Here is an 18,063-nt window from a genome sequence, read left to right on the forward strand (position 1 = left end):
CTCCTCCCCTCCCTAAAGGGAGGGGATTCCTACAGCTAGACGGCAATGCCCTGCCGCGAGAATGTTCATGGCCGCATTAACATCACGGTCGTGCTCTGCTCTGTACTCAAAGCATGTCCATTCTCTTATTCCAAGACTTGCGATACCTTTCGGCCTCGAATCGGGTAGGGTGCCGCAACTCGAACAGGTGTGGGTGGAGTAGGATTCGTTGAGCACTTCAAACACCACTGAACGCGCTATCGCTTTATATTCCAGTTGTGTTTTGAGCATGGCCCCGCCTGCATCCAATACTAATTTTGCCATTCGGGTTTTTAGTGAGCTTGGCGTTGTTTACATCGCCAACGAAGATCGCAGCATGTTGATTAACCAGCTGCCTACTGAATTTGTGCAAGCTGTCCTTACGTCGATTTCCTGAGCGCGGAGCAGACGGCCTCTCCGACTATTTCTGCTGCCCCATGGCGGCAAGCAGCGCTTGATAATTTTGACGCACCGTATGGGTATCGGGATGGTCGGGGCCGAGGTTTTTTTCACAAATACTCAAGGCCCGTTGATAAAAGGGCTCGGCCTGGGCATAGCTTCCCTGATCCTTATACAGCCCCGCGAGATTATTGAGGCTGGTGGCGGTGCGGGGATGGTCGGGACCGCAGGTTTTTTCATGAATAACCAAGGCCCGTTGATAGAGGGGCTCGATCCGCGCATAATCTCCCTGCGTATCGTACAGCGCCGCCAGGTTATTGAGGCTGGTGGCGGTGCGGGGATGGTCGGGACCGAGGGTTTTTTCATAAATAGCCAAGGCCCGTTGATAGAGGGGCTTGGCCTGCCCATAGTGTCCCTGACTATCGTACAGCCCCGCCAGGTTATTGAGGCTGGTGGCAGTGTGGGGATGGTCGGGGCCGAGGGCCTGTTCACAAATAGCCAAGGCCCGCCGGTAGAGGGGCTCGGCCTGCCCATAGTCTCCCTGGGCCTTGTACAGCCCCGCCAGGTTATTGAGGCTTCGAGCAGTGTCGGGATGGTCGGGGCCGAGGACCTGTTCACAAATAGCCAAGGCCCGTTGATAGAGGGGCTCGGCCTCGGCATAGCGCCCCTGGGCGCGATACAATTCCGCCAGGTTATTGAGGCTGGTGGCAGTATCGGGATGGTCGGGGCCGAGGATCTGTTCACGAATAGCCAAGGCCCGTTGGTAGAGGGGTTCGACTAACGAATACCGGGCCGCTTCGTAAAAGACAGTTGTCCGTTGGTTAATCCATGCGGCCGCCTCCTGGGGATCGGTCATATCCCGGTGGTAAAAAGCTTCGACTAACGCGATTTCATGGGCTGGCTGAAGGTCTTTGGGGGATTCGGGTTGGCATCGCGCGTCATAATAGGTAAACGCAAAGTCATGGATCTTTTTTTGAAGCGCTGGCTCCAAGCTCTCCAGAAGATGCGCTTGCATCAGCGAATGCAAGCGATACCGCTCGCCGCTTTCTGGCGCTACAAAAGAGTAGCGTACAAAATTAAAGAATTCAGTGGGAGGAAAGCCCGTCTGGAACGCTCGGACGAGCGCTTCCAATAGCTCAAAGTCAAAGGAGCGGACCACCGATAACACCTTGAGGGTGGCTTGTTCTTCGCCTGCCCGATAGCGTAAAAATCGCGCCAGAATCGCTTGCTTTGTCTGGCCAAAGTGCTCCGGTTGAGGTGTTGCGCCGTCAGCCACTAAATCGAGATAGTGCTCCACTTCCAGGTCGAGATAAAACGGATGGCCCTCGGCCGCTTGGATAATGGTCTGGCGCACGGCCTCCTCTTCTATCGGAATTTGGCGCAAAAACGTGTCGGCATCCTCATCAGTAAGCGGCGCAAGGGGGGGCTGATGGTGAAGACATCCCCGCCACGCATCGGGTTCATGGGTATCCCAGGTGAGTTTCTCTCTTGCGAAGACCACAAACAGCACGCCGGGGGCGCTCGCGACCAGCTCCCGCGCCCAGGCATCCACCTCCCAGCGGGCGCCCTGGGTGAAGGTTTCCCATAAGGCGTCATAGGTATCTAAAAAAACAATGAGCTGTTTTGCCCTTTGCCGGCGCTGATAGCCGCATAAATCGAGGCCGAGGTAATAAGGAAGGCGGTCGAGAATCTCCGTGGGGCTGAAGGTTTCCAAACCCCTGAGGGCGGGACGATAGCGGTTATCAAAATCGCGCATTCGTTGGCGCACCCAATTCAGCGCTATCATGGTAAGGCCAATGCCCGCCGGTAAGGCTTCCGCGTAGCTACTCGCCGACTCCAGAGCGTGGGCAAAAACCCCTTCCTTATCGGTGAGCAAATCCCGATGGGTGTCCTGAAATTTTAAATGCGGGTAAGCTTGCTGCCAGTAATGGGCAAAGGCGACATCGAAAGCGGGAAACTCTATTTTTCCCGAGCGCCGGAGCGAGCGGCGTAATTCGAGAAGAATCCGGTCGGGCGTAGGCAGGTGCGTGTCCGCTAAATCCACGTGGCCCCAAAGCGCGGCACGGGGCGTCTCTTCCTCCAGGATTTGCCTAAATTTCTTCCCCAGGGCTGTTTTGCCCTGCCCGCCAACGCCATGGAACGTCAGCACATCATGCTGGTCGGGTGCGAGGGCCTGGCGGGCCGCTTGAAAGGCTTTAATCGGCCCATCCCGATTGGTAAACTGCTTGTTCGCCGCGGGCCGGTTGGGGTGCGGGCCGTATCGAGAGGTCGGGGGCATCGCGTTATTCAGTCAACTTTAAGTTAATTCTAAAATAACATAGGCATAAAACCCCCTCCATGCCTGATCTCCCTTATCAAGTCTGCTGCCGTTGTTTAAACTGCCCCTCAATGGCAGCTTTCTCCTGGGCCAAGACCCGATTTTCGTTTTGCAGCCCTTCTATTTTGTCCTGAGCGTTTTGAAGTGCCGCGCTCAAGGCCGCCACCTTCTCTTGCACCCTTGCCTTTTGCTTTTCTGCCTCAAGGAACGCCTTTTCCTGAGCATCCAGCTTAGTGATGACCTCTTGATGGGTCTGGGCTAAGACTTGGTACCGCCCCTCCCCTTCTGCCCACTGGCGCTGGGTTTGTTCAAGCTTCTGCTGCAATTGCCCTCCTTGTTCATGGAGAGAGGCGTTCTCCGCTCGTAGCTGATCTCGCTCCGCCTGGAGCTGGGCTTGGTCCTTCTCTAGCTGCGTGCAGCTCGCCTGGAGCAGGTGGCGTTCGGCCCGATTCTCTTTTAAAATCTGCTCCAGGCGTCGATTCTGCCGCTCAAAATCGGCCCGCTCCTGTTCCCGCTGCTGACGCGCCGCTTCCCGGTAATGCTCCAAATTAGTCTGAGCCTGGGTGAGCTGTTGTTTGAGGTCTTGCGCCACCTGGGTACGGTCTTCTAACCGTTCCCGCAAGCCCTCCGCCTCGGCCTGTAGGGTAAGCTGAGCCCGCTGCGTTTCCTCCAGTGCGATGTTTAAGGTTTCTTTTTCTTCGAGGAGGCGTTGGTAGGCCGCCTGTTGTCGATTAACCTCCTTTTCTAACGCTTGTTGATGCGCTTCCGCTGCCGCTTGCGCCTGCCGAGCCGCTTCCACCTGGGCTTGCGTTTCTTCCTTCACGGTGTCGATCTGGCTTTGGGCCTGCTGCTGCAGGCTCTCGTAGAGCCCTTTGACCACCGCCACCAACGCCGCGGGCAAGCCCGTCTCGGCCTCACTCACCCGCTCTGCCTGTTGAGCCTTCCACTGTTTCAGCAGTGGGCCAATCGTACTTTTACTGCCGGTGCCGAGCACCGCCCGCACCCCATCCACCGTGGGGGGTTGGCCTTGATGGGTAAGCGTGGTGGCAACTTCGGCCACCTCACGATAGGTCACGCCGGGGCGGGCCACTTGGGGTCTCCTTCGCTAGGGTACATTTAAAATATTATATTACGTAATATTTGATTATGTTTAGAGCATGGCCATGCTGCACATATTCAACTATGACGAAATGAAAAGGTACAGATTGATACCACGGCTATCAATGGGTGACGACCGCTATGGAAGAACCCGGTAATTAGGCCAAGGAAGCCGTCTCCCGGTTAGGCATCACCATCTCTACTTTGTCTGCCTATGTCAACGGAAACGGCTTATCTAACTCGATAAAAGGTGGGATGAGAGCTTCAAGGGGGAAAGTAACTTTCCCCCTTCAAAATTGTAGGTTTCTGTTCCAATGCGCCCGCTGGTCCTCAATTTATTCTGGGGCCATTCCTTTTTCAGCAAGGGCTTGTACTGCTTCATCAGATTTATCGAGTTGCTTGATTCCCATACCACGTAAAACATGGGGCGCTTTGGTAAACTGAATTTCACTGTACTGAACGATTTGTACCCGATTGCCCCAGGGATCGATGAAGTCGAGGAATGCACCGGGTAAAGTCTCAATATTGAGTGCCTCGAGCGTTTTTTTGACCATGGCTTTGTCATCGACGACCAAACCAAAGTGGCGGTGTTTATCCGGCTCTTGAGTGCGTTTTTCCGTCAAGGCGATAAATTGATCGCCTAAATCGATGAACGCCATTCCTTCATGCCGTCCCCGCAAGCTAAACTCGACGATCTGGCCGTAAAAATCTAAGGCTGCATTGACGTCATCTACTTCCAAGGCTATATGGTTGATTCCGAGAGCACGTGCTTTGGTTGCCGAGGGACTTTGCATGGACATGGCGGTTTTATCTCCAATTATTTAGCGGTTCATCGTTCAAATATAACACGCTCATTTGGAGTTTGCGGCTAAGTCTCGTTCGCTTGTTCCCGACAAGCTCCCTCGCCTTGCTACAATTCGCGTTTCCACGGAGTCCTTCAGCAGCCATAAGCCACCTCCGGTTTGTGTACCCCTCCACGCGCATCACTTCCGGTCCTCCCAACCGTAGCTAACCTTAAAATATTTCTGGCCGCGTTAATATCGCGGTCATGGACTGACTTACAGTCCGGGCAAGTCCACTCGCGAATATTGAGCGGCATCGTTTCTTGTACCGCGGCGCATTCGCTACAGGCTTTGCTGGTCGGCGCCCACCTATCCACTTGCCTAAACGCCCGGCCATACCACTGGGCTTTGTAGGCCAGTTGCCGCTTGAGCTCGTGCATGCCCACATCGCCCAGCGCCCTGGATAGCCGTCTATTGGCCATCATGCCCCTGACGTTGAGCGTTTCCATGGCAATGAACCCCGCCTGGCGAATCAGCGCCGTGGTGAGCTTGTGCAGCCAATCCTGGCGGGTATTGCTCACCCTGGCATGAGCTTTAGCAACCCGTATCCGCTGACGATGCCAACGAACACTGCTCTTACGCTTGCGGGATAGCCTGCGCTGGGTTTTTCTGAGTTGCCGGGTATGCGTGCGTAGGTGCCGAGGATTACCGGACTTCCAGCCCTCGGAGGTCACCACCACATCGCACACCCCTAAATCAACACCGATACCGTTTGGCTTTCGCGGTAGGGGTTGGAGGGTTTCCTCGCACATGAACGAAACACAATAACGGCCGACGCAATCCTGGGTGACCGTCACCATCTTGGGGATGCCCTGGGGCTTGCGGGACCACTTGAGCTTGAGTGCCCCGAGTTTGGGCAATTTAAGAAACTCGCCCGCTCGATACATGCCTGCTACCTGACGTTGATCGAGTTGATAGCGGATGCTTTGGGTATGCGTTCTTTTTTTGAAACGGGGATACTTCGCTCGCCCCGCAAAAAAATGCCTGAAGGCCGTGTCCTGGTCCCTGAGCTTTTGGATCAGGCAGGTGGCGCTGGCCTCCTTGAGCCAAGCGTACGGGCCTAACCCTTTGAGGAACGTGAGCTGGCGGCTAAAATCAACGCCAGTCACGCGCTTGTCATGTACCCTATATTGACGGCCCCGCCAGGTCAGACAGGTGTTCCATACCCACCGGGCATGGCCGAATTCCATAGCCAGTTGCTGGCGCTGGACACTCGTGGGGTAGAAGCGGAATGTATAGGACCGCTGAACAGTGGTAGAATCGTGCTCGGTCATGGCCTCAATGCTTTTCTCATTGGGTCGGTGGCAAGTGGCTAGGTGGTGTTGCAAGCACCCTCTAGCCGCGCTTATTTTACCGCGAATTTTGCCCGCCGCCAACATCACTTTATGGGACCCTCGCGCTCGATGCGCCGTTCCACTTCGCACTCTCGCTAGGGGGTCGCCGTACTTCCCTGTACTCCTTCAACGCGCTTGGATGATTGCCAATATATCGGTTGGTCAGCCCGATCAACGATACACTGACGCACTTTGCGGGTCACTGCGAGAGATTGAACCACGATGCCATCAATGGCTACATTTAAGACCCCGAGGGCGATGGTGCATCAGAATTCCACGCAAGCCCCACAACAAGTGTGCGGCTTGCGTTGGAAGATCAAGGCTATTGCACCGCGAAGACAAAGAGCTCACCGGGCTGGAGCGCCGCCCATGCCCTAAGGCGCCCATTCAGCGCAATCACATCGGCTGCGCGTCCTTGGTCTGAATCAGACTCAAAGCGCTCGCCGAACAAACCGCACAGACTGTCTATCAGCTCAAGCACGGTTTATTGGATGACCACCTTATTAAGCAAATCAAAAACCCCTCTCTAAAAATGAGCTTTGCGTAAGTCCTGAAGTTGAGAGGTAGAACCACCACTCGTGATTCACTGCCGCACAGGCAACTTAATCCACGCCTGCATGTAGGAGAAGGCTACCCGAATAGAACCATAGTAAAATTTCTTTTGTCAACCCTTCCATCTTAGACTAATATATGTATATGGGCTTGAGATGTGTGGAGTACTTTACTTGCCCACATCAAATCTTGATTTATGTGCCATTAGTCAGGATTTCGATGGTATTTATGACAAATGGCACGGTTTTTGAATTTCAGGAATATTTTATAGTGAATATTTACGTTGGAAATCTCTCCTATCAAGTAACGGATGAAGATCTAAGAGCAGCTTTTGAGAACTATGGTGAGGTTTCCTCAGCTAAGGTAATCGTAGACAAATTCTCTAACCGCTCCAAAGGGTTTGGTTTTGTCGAAATGGCGAGCAAAGAAGACGCTGAAGCAGCCATTAAAGAAATGCATGATTCTGATATCAAGGGTCGGCAAGTCGTGGTTAACGAAGCACGCCCCCGCAACGAAAGCAGCAACAACGGAGGCTTTCGCCGCAATGATGGCTTCGGTGACCGTCAAAGACGTTTCTAACGAGGCGTTTTTAACCGAGCTGGAGTAGAAACAGCCCGCCTGCCGCCAACGCGGCAGGCGGGTTTTTTTGCGGGCGCTCCTCCTCGAACATAAACAATATATTTTTCATAAAATTAGCGGCTGGAGAGCCCCTGTCTGCAACAAGCAGGCGGTCCCCCTTTTCAAGGAGCGGAGGAAATCCGCCTCTCGGTAGACTGCGCCTTACACTAGTGATAGTGTACTCACTACGAGTAAGCGCACGATAAGATGCAAACTGAGTGCGTTAACCCGGCCTATTGCCCCTTAAGGCACGTTCGAATTGGGGGTGAGCATAGCAGGCGTGGGCGTCTGTAAACCGTCCCGAAAAGTTAAAGGCTGATTGTGAAAGGGTTCACGCTTCCTCCCTGCCTACAGCAGGCAGGTGCCAGCTAAGGCAGGCAGTCTCCGCGTGATGAAATATTTATGATTTTTAACCATCGCAAATTTTCAACTATCAATGAAGCAGAAATAATGTCAACATCCTATTCAAAGCTGCCTCATAGCTAATTGAAACTAATCTTTCGAATTCTCTTATGGCGCGACGATTTACGGTTAAAGATTTCTTTCTGATTCTATTTCTGAGTCTGCTGGCCCTTCTCATTCTGCTCACCATGTATATGGTTGATCGGCAATGGCTCAAGCTCGCTGAAATGGAACAAACTTTGACTGAGCAGGCCCGGGATTTACGCGGGCTGCGCGATCTGCTACGCGGCACAGGCGGCGGGCTCACCCTAGCGCCCATGGGAAATCAGGATACGGCCATTATCCCACCCGCATTCCAACGCGCCTATGCCGCTACCCAACAACCCGATTACCATCCCGGCGACTGGTTCGTGCAAGCTTTTGGCGCGGGACTGACGACCTTGACTCCCCTCGTCTCCACCGATGCCTATGCCGCCGAAGTCCAAGGCTACATACTGGAATCCTTGCTGACACGCCACCCGGAAACTTTGGATTGGCAAGGTCTGCTAGCCCGGGATTGGGAAGTCAGCGAGGATGGACTGGTTTTTCGTTTCCACTTACGGGAAGGACTCACTTTCTCCGATGGCGAACCTCTTACTGCCGAGGACGTGGCCTTCTCTTTCGCCTTTATCATGAATCCCGCTATTGCCGCGCCCCGGGAGCGGGCTTACTATGAAAAAATAGAGCGAGTCACCGCCCTGGGCCCCTACCAGGTGGAGTTCAAATTCAAGGAACCCTACTTTAATAGTCTGGCTCTGGCCGGTGGCTTGGCCATCTTGGCCGAACATTTCTACGAACCTTATTTGGAGAAGCCGGAAAAATTTAACCAATCCAAAGGCTTACTACTTGGCTCCGGTCCTTACCGCCTCCCAGATCCTAAAGGCTGGACTCCGGATCAAGGTCTGGTGGAGCTGGAACGCAACCCCCGCTACTGGGGGCCGGTGCAGCCCTCTTTCGACAAACTGCTATGGAAGGTGATTGCCAATGACAGCGCCCGCCTGACCACCTTCCGCAACGGGGATATCGATATCTACAGTGCCCGCCCGCTGGAGTATCAAAAACTGCGGGAAGATCAGGCATTGGCGGCGCGCACCCAGCATTTTGAATACAGGAGTCCCGCAGCGGGCTATAGCTACATTGCCTGGAACCAGGAGCGAAACGGCAAACCTACCCGCTTTGCTGATCGACGGGTCCGCCAGGCCATGACCTTTCTTACTGATCGCGCCAGCATGATTGAACAAATCATGCTGGGCCATGGAGAAGCGGCGGTCAGTCCATTCAACCCCGACAGCCCTCAGCATGATTCCACCCTCACCCCCCGGCCCTTCGATCTGGCTAAGGCCAAAACATTATTGGCACAAGCGGGCTACGCCGACCGGGACGGGGACGGAGTTCTGGAAGATGCTAATCATCAGCCTTTCCGCTTTGAACTGGTGTTCTTCCAGGATGCCGATGACACCCGCCGTCAGGTGCTATTCCTTAAGGATCTGTACGCCCGAGCCGGAATTTTGCTTGAGCCCAAACCCACCGAGTGGTCGGTCATGCTGGATCAAATTAGCAAAAAGAATTTTGATGCTATCACCCTGGGCTGGACCAGTGGAGTGGAAATCGATATCTATCAAATGTTCCACAGCAGCCAAACCGTAGCCGGCGGCGATAATTTCATTGCTTACCAAAATCCAGAACTGGACGAACTTATTGAAAAAGCGCGGGCGACAGTGGATGAAACCGAGCGTATGCCCCTGTGGCGAGCCTGCGAGCGTATCTTGTATGAAGACCAGCCCTATACTTTCTTGATGCGGCGTAAATCATTGGTATTTGTGGACCAGCGTATGCACAATCTGGGAATCACCCGTTTGGGCCTAAATCTGGGCATGACCCCGGTAGAGGCGTACGTCCCGGAATCCAAGCAGAAGTATACTTACTAAGCTAGGGTATCCGCCGCGATGTCTACCTATGTCATCCGCCGCCTGCTCCTGATGATTCCGACCCTGCTGGGCATCACCCTGGTGGTATTCGCTGTAATGGCCGCTTCCCCCGGCGGCATCAGCGCCCAAAGCCTCATCGAGGGCCAAAATCTGGAACCCCAGGCTAAAAAAGCATTAGAAGACTATTACAATCAACTGTACGGTCTGGATTCACCGCCAGCCATCCAGTATCTGCGGTGGCTGAACAATGCCTCCCCCGCAGGATTTACCTTTGATGAGGAAAACCATATCAGCGGTTTTTCCCTCTGGAAGGGCTCCGATCTGGGCACCAGCTTCCGCTACGGCCGGCCTGTGCTGGAGCTGATTGAGGAGCGGGTGCCTATCACCTTGCTGCTCAACATCCTTTCCTTGCCTTTTATCTACACCTTGGCGATTGCCGTTGGGGTCCGTGCCGCTACTGAGCGGGGCAAAGTATTCGATGTAGGCTCCAGCGCTTTGCTATTAGGACTATGGTCCGTCCCCGTCATGCTGACTGGAGTTTTATTGATCGGCTTTTTTGCCAGCAATCAATACTGGCATTGGTTTCCCACGGCCGGTCTAAACACCCGCGAAGCGCTGGACATGCCCTTCTTGCCCCACTGGGGTTCCCTGGGGGAAGCGGCTCTTCTGCTCGTCGCTGGCGTGGCGGGCGCGGGCGCGGGTGTCGGACTGGCGAAAGCGCCCCGCCTGCTTCGGGTTGGCCTGTTAGCCGGGCTGGGGATGGGCCTGGGGTTCTGGATGGGCGCTGGCCTACCCCACCCCCATTTGGGAATGAGTCTTTCCCTCGGGGTGCTGCTTGCGCTGATAATTGGAGGACTCGGCTATACGGATTACGCTGGTCTGCGTCTGGGATTATTAGGGTTATTGGGCGCGGGATTAGGCTTGACTGTTGCTGCCCAAGGGGGAGATGGGGAGTTTGTGCGTGGTTTTTTGCTGGATCGACTCTGGCACCTGGTGCTGCCAGTCCTGTGCCTAACCTATAGTGGTTTCGCCTTTCTTTCCAAACTCACCCGCACCGCCGTACTGGAAAATCTCATGGCTGACTATGCCCGTACCGCCCGAGCCAAGGGTCTAGCCGAAAATACGGTGCTCTGGAAGCATGTATTTCGCAACAGCCTCCTTCCCCTTATTACCGTTTCAGCCACGCTTCTTCCTGGCTTGCTAGCTGGTTCAGTTATTGTGGAGTCTATCTTCTCCATCGAGGGAATGGGCAAGCTGGCGGTAGAGGCCGTCCAAACCCGAGACCGGGAATTAGTACTGTCTATTACCCTTATCAGTGGCCTGTTAACCCTAGCCGGCTATCTCATCGCCGATCTTTGTTACGCGATTGCCGATCCCCGCGTAAGTTATGACTAAACCATGAGTCGCGCTGCCTCTTCACCGCCGCCACCACGGCGGGGCCAGAGCTATATGGCCCAGGTAACGCGCCAAGTGCTCACCCAGTGGGGAGCACGTCTGGGGCTAGCCTGGATCGGGCTGTTGGGCATCCTGGCCGTATTCGCCCCCTTCTTAGCCAGCAGCCACCCCCTGTTGCTCAGTCAAGACGGCCAGATGGACAGCCCCCTACTGCGTTACCTTAGCCCCGCTGATGTAACCTTATTGGCTTTATTTTTCACCGCCCTTATCCTGGCGCTGGCGCGGGCCTCGTTCCGCGCCTGGCTGGGTGGAGTGGGGAGTATGCTGATTCTTGCCGGGGTATTGAGCACCGCACTGGTGCAGCCACCAGCCCTTGCTATCTATGAGCAATACCGACAACAAGAGGCAGCTGGGGACTACGATTGGGTCCTATACGCCCCTATCCCTTATTCTCCTAAAGACTATCAACGGGACCGGGGAGAAACTGGACTGCAACCGCCCCTGGCCTCACCCCAAGCGAATCACTGGTTCGGGACCGGGGAAAACGGCGCGGATGTCCTGGCCCGCATGATCCATGCCTCGCGTATCGCTCTCGGTATCGGCTTTGTCGCCACCAGTATCGCCTTGCTCCTGGGTATCCTCATTGGCGGCCTAATGGGCTATTTGTCCGGGGTGGTGGATATTATCGGCATGCGCCTGGTAGAAATCTTCGAAGCGGTCCCCACCCTGTTCCTCCTGCTTACTTTCGTCGCTTTTTTTGAGCGTAGTCTATACTTGCTTATGGTCATCATCGGCCTCACCAGTTGGTCAGGCTACGCTCGCTATGTACGGGCCGAGTTCCTCCGTCTCCGGCAACAAGACTTCGTCCAGGCCGCTTTGGCTTGTGGACTGCCCCTGCGCTCTATTTTATTTCGGCATATGCTGCCTAATGGCATTGGCCCCATTTTGGTGGCTGCCAGTTTTGGCGTAGCCTCCGCCATTCTTGCAGAAGCCGTGTTGAGCTTTCTGGGGCTAGGCTTGGTGGACGATCCCTCCTGGGGACAGATGCTCAACCAGGCGGTGAAATCCTCCACCTTCAACTGGTGGATGGCGGCTTTTCCTGGAGGGGCTATCTTTTTTACCGTATTTGCTTATAACTTGATTGGCGAAGCCCTCCGGGATGCCATCGATCCCTACCTGAAGAAATCGTAACCATTGGAACGCCAAAGCTAGCCAAGTATTGTGTTACTCCAAGTCGAAAATCTGAAAACTTACCTCCAAGCCGGCGGCGAAACCGTTAAGGCGGTGGATGGAATAAGTTTTACCATTGAACGGGGCGAAACCTTCTGTTTGGTTGGGGAGTCGGGCAGCGGCAAATCGGTCACCGCCCTGTCAGTGATCCAGTTATTGCCCAGGGACATTAGCCACCATCCTGAAGGGCGCATCTTGCTCGATTGGCGGCAGGATAAACAGCGCCATGAGCCGGTGGATCTGCTGCGCCTGCCAGAGACCCGCAAGCAAAAGATCCGCGGCGCCCGCATCGCCATGATTTTCCAGGAGCCCATGACCTCCCTCAACCCCGTTTTCACGGTGGGCGAGCAAATCATAGAGACTTTGCAACTCCACTTCCCCGGTATGGAGGAGACGGAGGCGCGGGAACGGGCCGTGGCCGCCTTGGCCCAGGTGCAAATTTCAAATCCAGAACTCCGCATTGACGAGTATCCCCATCGGCTCTCTGGCGGCCAGCGCCAGCGGGTCATGATTGCCATGGCCATGGCCTGCGAACCGGACCTACTCATTGCCGATGAACCCACCACGGCCTTGGATGTCACCGTGCAGGCTGAAATTCTGCGCTTGATGCGTGAGCTACAAACACGGCGAAATATGGGTATCCTATTTATTACCCACGACTTTGGGGTGGTCTCCCAGATGGCTCGCCGATTGGCGGTGATGCGGTTAGGGAAAATCGTCGAGTCAGGTACTCTGGATGAGATTCTGTACCGCCCCCAGCATCCCTACACCTGCCAGCTCCTCGCTGCCCTGCCCGAGAATCTTAAGCGGCGCCAACGAACCTCGGCAAGGGAGAGCGGCATAGATGCGCCGCCCTCCTATACCGGCACTAAGCAACCGTCCCTGTTGGAGCTGCGCAACCTGGAGGTCCATTTCCCTGTGCGTAAGGGAGTACTACGGCGAGTAGTCGATCATGTCCGGGCCGTGGATGGGATAAATATGGCTATTCCAGCCGGGCAAATTCTGGCACTGGTGGGCGAATCGGGCTGTGGCAAAACCACGCTGGGGCGGGCCATACTCCGTCTGGTAGAGCCTACCAGCGGCCAAGTTCATTACGCGGGCACCGATCTAACCGCATTGAAGCCCAGGGAATTGCGCCGTTACCGGCAAACGCTGCAGATCATCTTTCAGGACCCTATGTCCTCCCTCAATCCGCGCCTCTCCATTGCAGCAACCTTAACTGAGCCCATGGGAGTCCACGGCATCGGCGATTCCCGCGAGGAACGTCTCGAACAGGCTAGTGCTGTGCTGGAGCGAGTTCAACTCAAGACCCATCATCTGTGGCGTTATCCCCACGAGTTCTCCGGTGGTCAACGCCAGCGTATCGCTATCGCCCGGGCCCTGGTGCTGGAGCCCCGGTTTATTGTCTGCGATGAAATCACTAGCGCCCTAGACGTATCGGTACAAGCGGAAATCCTGCAATTGCTATTGGAGTTGCAGCGGGAACGCCACCTCACCCTGTTATTTATTACCCACAACATCGCCGTAGTAGAATACCTTAGCAACCAAATTGCGGTAATGCGGGATGGTTGTATCATTGAACAAGGCCCTACGGACCAGGTCTGCCGGGCACCCACTCACCCTTATACACAAAAACTGCTAGCGGCGGTACCGCGAGTCCCCCTATAAGCTCGGGGTGAAGCTAAAGGTGCTGGCTGTGCTCATGAGAGGGGCGCCTTGAACATCAAGGTTTTCTGAGGGTGCCCAATTAAGCGCGGAGAGGAAATACCCGTTTAAAAAAACGGCCCAGTAGGTCACCTACTGGGCCAAGCGCCAAGTGGAGAAGAATGCCACAAATCCGTGGCTTGCTGGCTTAAAAGCACTAGAGGTCGAGTAAAATGCAACTATAATGATAATTATTATCATTAATAATTGCTTTGTCAACTTTTATTTTTTTCGGACAGCCAACATAATTGATAGAGATCAGGGCGACGATCCTTGCGATTGGTGACCGAGCCTTCGTGTCGCAACTGAACTAATTTGTCCAAATCTAAATCAGCTATCAAGGCCATTTCGGTGTTAGGCGTACTTTCGGCGATGATGGCGTCGTGGGGAAAAGCAAAATCCGAAGGCGAATAAATCGCTGATTGAGCGTATTGAATATCGACATTTTCCACTTGAGGCAAGTTGCCAACACTACCGCCGATGGCAACATAACATTCGTTTTCAATGGCCCGCGCCTGGGAGCACCGCTGCACCCGCAAAAATCCGTTCTTAGTATCGGTCCAAAAGGGCACAAAAAGAATTTCCATGCCTTCCTCTCCAAGAAACCGCGCTAACTCTGGGAATTCCACGTCATAGCAAATTAAAATACCAATGCGTCCCGCATCGGTATCGAATACCCGCAGGGTACTTCCTCCTTGAATCACCCAGTCGCGGCGTTCGTGGGGCGTGATATGAATCTTGGGCTGCATATCCACCGTGCCGTCACGGCTACATAAGTATGCATTGTTATAAAGCGTATCGCCTTGCAAGACCGGAAGGCTGCCAGCGATAATGTTGATATTATAAGTGACGGCGAAATGGGAAAGGGCTTCCAAACTAGGGGTAGCGTACTGGGCCAAAAACCGAATGGCGCTAAACTGATCTTCCTGATCGCCCATGCCCATAAGGGGCGCATTGAAAAATTCCGGAAAAAGCACAAAATCGGCTTGATAATCCGCCATGGAATCCACAAAAAACTCTACCTGATCCAGCCAAGCCTGAAAAGAGTTGGTGAGTCGCATCTGCCATTGGACGATGCCGATCCGCACTACAGATTTACGAATTTCCTCCGCCGCAAGTCCTTCAGGTTCATAGAGAATATTGTTCCATTCCAGCAACGTGGCAAAACCGCGGGATTTTTCATCCTCGGGCAAGTAGTCTTTCATTAACCGCTTGACCTCAAAATCATTGGCAAGCTGAAAGCTTAGAATGGGATCATGGACTTCCCTCCGGCGCACCGCTTCAATATACTCCGTAGCCGTCAGTTTTTCCGTGTAGCGATGATAGTTAACGATGCGGCCGCCAGCCAAAATCGCCCGCAAGTTTAAGTTTCGGCATAAATCCTTGCGGGCGTCGTAAAGGCGGCGCCCAAGCCGAAGACCTCGGTAATCCGGATCGACAAAGACATCCATGCCATACAGCGCATCGCCCTTAGGATTATGGCGAATACGCTCCCGCCGCCCAATTAAATCCTGGTAGGTATGGACCCGGCTGAAACGTTCATAACTGCAACGCACAGTCAAAGCGACTGCAATTACTTGACCATTGCCTTCGATACAAATCTGGCCCTCTGGGAATTCTTTAAACAAAGATAAAAGAGACTCCCGGGGCCAAGCGCCACCGATGTCGGAATAGACTTTTTCCATCAATGCTTCAAGCTGATGGAGATCCCCCGCCCCAAGGTTGCGCAGCTTAAGATGGAGATCAGAAGGAATTTCAATGCTCATGGACTTAACAGTACAAATATAAAATAATGAAAAGATGGAATAGGACCATAACCTATAGGCGAGATTTATAACATGGCTAATTTTTCTTCACAGCCATAAAATTTTGATCTATTTTCTCACCCTAGCCGGAAAAAATTTAAGAAAATATAATTTAAGACTCCTCTTATCCGTGCCCTTAAAAAGATAATTGAAATTATTTTTTGACTTTTCTTGCTCAAAAACAGTCCAATGATTGCTCTATACATCAAATCGGAGAATTGAATACATGTTTTCTGGAGTTTTAGAATTGTCCTTTTGGGGCTATTTTGCGGTCACGCTGGTCCTGACCCACCTGACCATCATCAGTGTGACGGTTTATCTTCACCGCCACCAGGCTCACCGGGCGCTGGAGTTGCATCCGGCGGTGAGCCACTGCTTTCGTTTCTGGCTATGGCTGACCACCGGGATAGTGACCAAGGAATGGGCGGCGGTGCACCGTAAACACCATGCCAAATGCGAGACGGCCGAAGACCCCCATAGTCCTCGGAGGGTGGGTATCCACAAAGTGCTATGGCAAGGCGCCTCGCTCTACCGGGAGGCGGCCCGAGACCCGCAGGTAACGGAGAAGTATGGCCATGGCACCCCGGATGATTGGCTTGAGCGCAACCTCTACACGAAACATAGCTACGCGGGGATTGTGCTGATGCTCTTCATCAACCTGGGCTTGTTTGGTGTAGCGGGTTTAGTGATATGGGCGGTTCAGATGCACTGGATTCCCTTCTTTGCGGCGGGGGTGATTAACGGACTGGGCCACTACTGGGGCTATCGGAACTATGAGGTGGCCGATGCCTCCACCAATCTACTCCCCTGGGGGATATTGATTGGGGGGGAAGAGCTGCACAATAACCACCACGCCTATGGTAGTTCCGCCAAGCTCTCTTCCAAGTGGTATGAGTTTGATATCGGCTGGCTCTACATTCGGGTGTTGGCGGCGTTGAAGCTGGCCCGGGTGAAAAAGGTAGCCCCCAAGCTGCTCATCCAGCCCGGGAAGCAGTGGGTGGATGTGGACACGCTCAGGGCCGTGGTGGCTCACCGCTTCCGCCTGTTGACCGCCTATGGGCGGGAGGTGATGGCTCCGGTACTCCAAGAGGAGGCGGCTCATTTCTCAGGCAACGCGCTGTACCGGCGGGCCCGTAACTGGTTGCTGCGCCATGAGGCGTTGATGGATGCCAAGGCCCAGCAGGAGCTGAGCGCCATGCTCAAGGATAATCAGCGCCTGGAGACGGTGTATCGCTTTCGCCAGCAGCTCCAGGCCCTCTGGTCCCAGGCTTGGTCTAGCCAGGAGGCGCTATTGTATGCCCTGCAGGAGTGGTGCCGCCAGGCCGAGGAATCCGGGATAAAAGCCTTGCAGGACTTCGCCCTCTCCCTGCGCGGCTATTCTCTTCAGCAAGCTTAGAAACTGTTGGACTCTCTTCATCAAATAAATGGTTTCCACCCCTTCTAGAATGCCCGCCTTCATTGTTGGCTTCGGTGACATAGGCCAGCGAGTCGCAGCCTTGTGGCAGCGCGATGGAAGCGAAGTGACGGCCCTGATCCGAACCCCTCGCGACACGGCAGGGTGCTGCGCCATTCCTGGCGATCTAGACCAGCCGGAGACTTTGCATGACATGCCCCAGAAACCAGCACTCCTGTTTCATTTTGCTCCGCCTGCTCCTTCTGGAGCTTCCGATGCTCGAACGGGCCACCTACTCAAAGTCCTGGAGAAGGCGCCTCCCCAGCGCATCGTCTATATTTCCACCTCGGGTGTTTATGGCGACTGCGGGGGCGCCTGGGTAGATGAGTCTCGCCCAGTCCATCCCGGTAATGATCGCTCCCGCCGCCGGGTCGATGCCGAACAGCAACTCAGGCTCTTCGCCCGCCGTTACGCCCTCCCCCTCATCATCCTGCGTGTACCAGGAATTTATGGCTCCGGCCGCCTGCCACTAGAGCGCCTGCGCCGGGGTAATCCGGTCGTCTGTCCAGACCAGGCGCCGTGGAGCAACCGCATTCATGCCGACGATCTGGCCACCATTGCCGTGCGTGCGGGCCAAAGCAGCATACCTGCAGGCATCTACAACGTCAGCGACGATGAACCTACCAGCATGACGGACTATCTCTACCGTCTAGCCGACGCAGCGGGCTTACCCCGCCCACCCTGTGTCAGTCTGGCCGAGGCACGGCGGAATTTCTCCCCGAAGCTGCTGGAGTACTTAAATGAGTCCCGCCGCTTAAACAACCAGAAGATGAAAACGGTACTCGGCGTAAAACTCCGCTATCCGACGTTAGAGACGGGGCTACCCGCCGCTCTTGGGATTTCTAAATAAGTGGGACAATCAGCCCCGCCTTGCAAGCTATTATCATGCTTGGTCGTTGGCGCGGGGAATGGAAAAAAGTAAAAGTCGG

General features: G+C 54.4%; 14 protein-coding genes. 8 read left to right on the plus strand and 6 right to left on the minus strand.

Going from position 1 to position 18,063, the window contains the following annotated elements:
* Nucleotides 1-12 precede the first annotated feature (12 nt).
* Complete coding sequence (locus NOC_RS14670) at nt 13-303, minus strand: zinc ribbon domain-containing protein (protein ID WP_049750821.1); 291 nt, start codon at nt 301-303, stop codon at nt 13-15.
* Here NOC_RS14670 and NOC_RS18280 point away from each other — a divergent pair.
* A complete protein-coding gene (locus NOC_RS18280) occupies nt 209-415 on the plus strand; it encodes a hypothetical protein (protein WP_036526368.1) in 207 nt (68 codons plus the stop codon). The two genes, NOC_RS14670 and NOC_RS18280, sit on opposite strands and share 95 nt — an antisense overlap.
* A gap of 24 nt (nt 416-439) precedes the next feature.
* Here NOC_RS18280 and NOC_RS14675 read toward each other — a convergent pair whose 3' ends face one another.
* From NOC_RS14675 to NOC_RS14690, 4 genes are all read right to left on the minus strand, one after another.
* Nucleotides 440-2,695, minus strand: a complete 2,256-nt coding sequence (locus NOC_RS14675; protein ID WP_002814158.1) for a tetratricopeptide repeat protein — start codon at nt 2,693-2,695, stop codon at nt 440-442.
* A gap of 76 nt (nt 2,696-2,771) precedes the next feature.
* On the minus strand, nt 2,772-3,824 hold the full coding sequence (locus NOC_RS14680; protein WP_002812282.1) for a DNA-binding protein: 1,053 nt from the start codon (nt 3,822-3,824) through the stop codon (nt 2,772-2,774).
* Between the two features lie 343 nt (nt 3,825-4,167).
* Nucleotides 4,168-4,632: a VOC family protein gene (locus NOC_RS14685; protein ID WP_002812288.1), complete on the minus strand. Its 465-nt coding sequence runs from the start codon at nt 4,630-4,632 to the stop codon at nt 4,168-4,170.
* Between the two features lie 137 nt (nt 4,633-4,769).
* The gene (locus tag NOC_RS14690; RefSeq protein ID WP_002813888.1) at nt 4,770-6,053 is read right to left on the minus strand and encodes an RNA-guided endonuclease InsQ/TnpB family protein; all 1,284 of its coding nucleotides are present in this window, start codon (nt 6,051-6,053) and stop codon (nt 4,770-4,772) included.
* A gap of 726 nt (nt 6,054-6,779) precedes the next feature.
* On the opposite strand from NOC_RS14690, the gene NOC_RS14695 reads away from it, so the two are divergent.
* The 5 genes from NOC_RS14695 to NOC_RS14715 all read left to right on the plus strand — a co-directional run bounded on the left by NOC_RS14695 (nt 6,780) and on the right by NOC_RS14715 (nt 13,840).
* The gene (locus NOC_RS14695) at nt 6,780-7,139 is read left to right on the plus strand and encodes an RNA recognition motif domain-containing protein (RefSeq protein ID WP_002813513.1); all 360 of its coding nucleotides are present in this window, start codon (nt 6,780-6,782) and stop codon (nt 7,137-7,139) included.
* Between the two features lie 551 nt (nt 7,140-7,690).
* On the plus strand, nt 7,691-9,547 hold the full coding sequence (locus tag NOC_RS14700) for a peptide-binding protein (RefSeq protein ID WP_011331058.1): 1,857 nt from the start codon (nt 7,691-7,693) through the stop codon (nt 9,545-9,547).
* An 18-nt stretch (nt 9,548-9,565) separates the two neighbouring features.
* Entirely contained in the window at nt 9,566-10,942 is a 1,377-nt protein-coding gene (locus NOC_RS14705; RefSeq protein ID WP_002812968.1) for an ABC transporter permease, read from the plus strand.
* A gap of 3 nt (nt 10,943-10,945) precedes the next feature.
* Entirely contained in the window at nt 10,946-12,133 is a 1,188-nt protein-coding gene (locus NOC_RS14710) for an ABC transporter permease (protein ID WP_002812746.1), read from the plus strand.
* A gap of 30 nt (nt 12,134-12,163) precedes the next feature.
* Nucleotides 12,164-13,840, plus strand: coding sequence for an ABC transporter ATP-binding protein (locus NOC_RS14715; RefSeq protein WP_002812906.1), 1,677 nt, complete (start codon nt 12,164-12,166; stop codon nt 13,838-13,840).
* A 251-nt stretch (nt 13,841-14,091) separates the two neighbouring features.
* Here the strand turns inward: NOC_RS14715 and NOC_RS14720 are convergent, their stop codons facing one another.
* Nucleotides 14,092-15,642: a bifunctional GNAT family N-acetyltransferase/carbon-nitrogen hydrolase family protein gene (locus NOC_RS14720; protein ID WP_002813870.1), complete on the minus strand. Its 1,551-nt coding sequence runs from the start codon at nt 15,640-15,642 to the stop codon at nt 14,092-14,094.
* Between the two features lie 265 nt (nt 15,643-15,907).
* Here NOC_RS14720 and NOC_RS14725 point away from each other — a divergent pair, with 265 nt between their 5' ends.
* Together NOC_RS14725 and NOC_RS14730 are read left to right on the plus strand one after the other, a co-directional pair.
* Entirely contained in the window at nt 15,908-17,077 is a 1,170-nt protein-coding gene (locus NOC_RS14725; RefSeq protein ID WP_002811885.1) for a DesA family fatty acid desaturase, read from the plus strand.
* A gap of 28 nt (nt 17,078-17,105) precedes the next feature.
* Nucleotides 17,106-17,984 carry an SDR family oxidoreductase gene (locus NOC_RS14730; protein ID WP_011331060.1) on the plus strand — a complete coding sequence of 293 codons (879 nt, stop codon included), beginning with the start codon at nt 17,106-17,108 and terminating at the stop codon, nt 17,982-17,984.
* The last annotated feature ends 79 nt before the right edge of the window (nt 17,985-18,063 follow it).

The organism is Nitrosococcus oceani ATCC 19707 (genome assembly GCF_000012805.1).
GTDB lineage: Bacteria > Pseudomonadota > Gammaproteobacteria > Nitrosococcales > Nitrosococcaceae > Nitrosococcus > Nitrosococcus oceani.

Bases quoted from the DNA above. Each gene is read 5' to 3' on its own strand.
- NOC_RS14670 (WP_049750821.1), bottom strand. From the start codon at position 303: ATGGCAAAATTAGTATTGGATGCAGGCGGGGCCATGCTCAAAACACAA.
- NOC_RS14675 (WP_002814158.1), bottom strand. From the start codon at position 2,695: ATGCCCCCGACCTCTCGATACGGCCCGCACCCCAACCGGCCCGCGGCG.
- NOC_RS14685 (WP_002812288.1), bottom strand. From the start codon at position 4,632: ATGTCCATGCAAAGTCCCTCGGCAACCAAAGCACGTGCTCTCGGAATC.
- NOC_RS14690 (WP_002813888.1), bottom strand. From the start codon at position 6,053: ATGTTGGCGGCGGGCAAAATTCGCGGTAAAATAAGCGCGGCTAGAGGG.
- NOC_RS14695 (WP_002813513.1), top strand. From the start codon at position 6,780: ATGGTATTTATGACAAATGGCACGGTTTTTGAATTTCAGGAATATTTT.
- NOC_RS14700 (WP_011331058.1), top strand. From the start codon at position 7,691: ATGGCGCGACGATTTACGGTTAAAGATTTCTTTCTGATTCTATTTCTG.
- NOC_RS14705 (WP_002812968.1), top strand. From the start codon at position 9,566: ATGTCTACCTATGTCATCCGCCGCCTGCTCCTGATGATTCCGACCCTG.
- NOC_RS14710 (WP_002812746.1), top strand. From the start codon at position 10,946: ATGAGTCGCGCTGCCTCTTCACCGCCGCCACCACGGCGGGGCCAGAGC.
- NOC_RS14720 (WP_002813870.1), bottom strand. From the start codon at position 15,642: ATGAGCATTGAAATTCCTTCTGATCTCCATCTTAAGCTGCGCAACCTT.
- NOC_RS14725 (WP_002811885.1), top strand. From the start codon at position 15,908: ATGTTTTCTGGAGTTTTAGAATTGTCCTTTTGGGGCTATTTTGCGGTC.
- NOC_RS14730 (WP_011331060.1), top strand. From the start codon at position 17,106: ATGGTTTCCACCCCTTCTAGAATGCCCGCCTTCATTGTTGGCTTCGGT.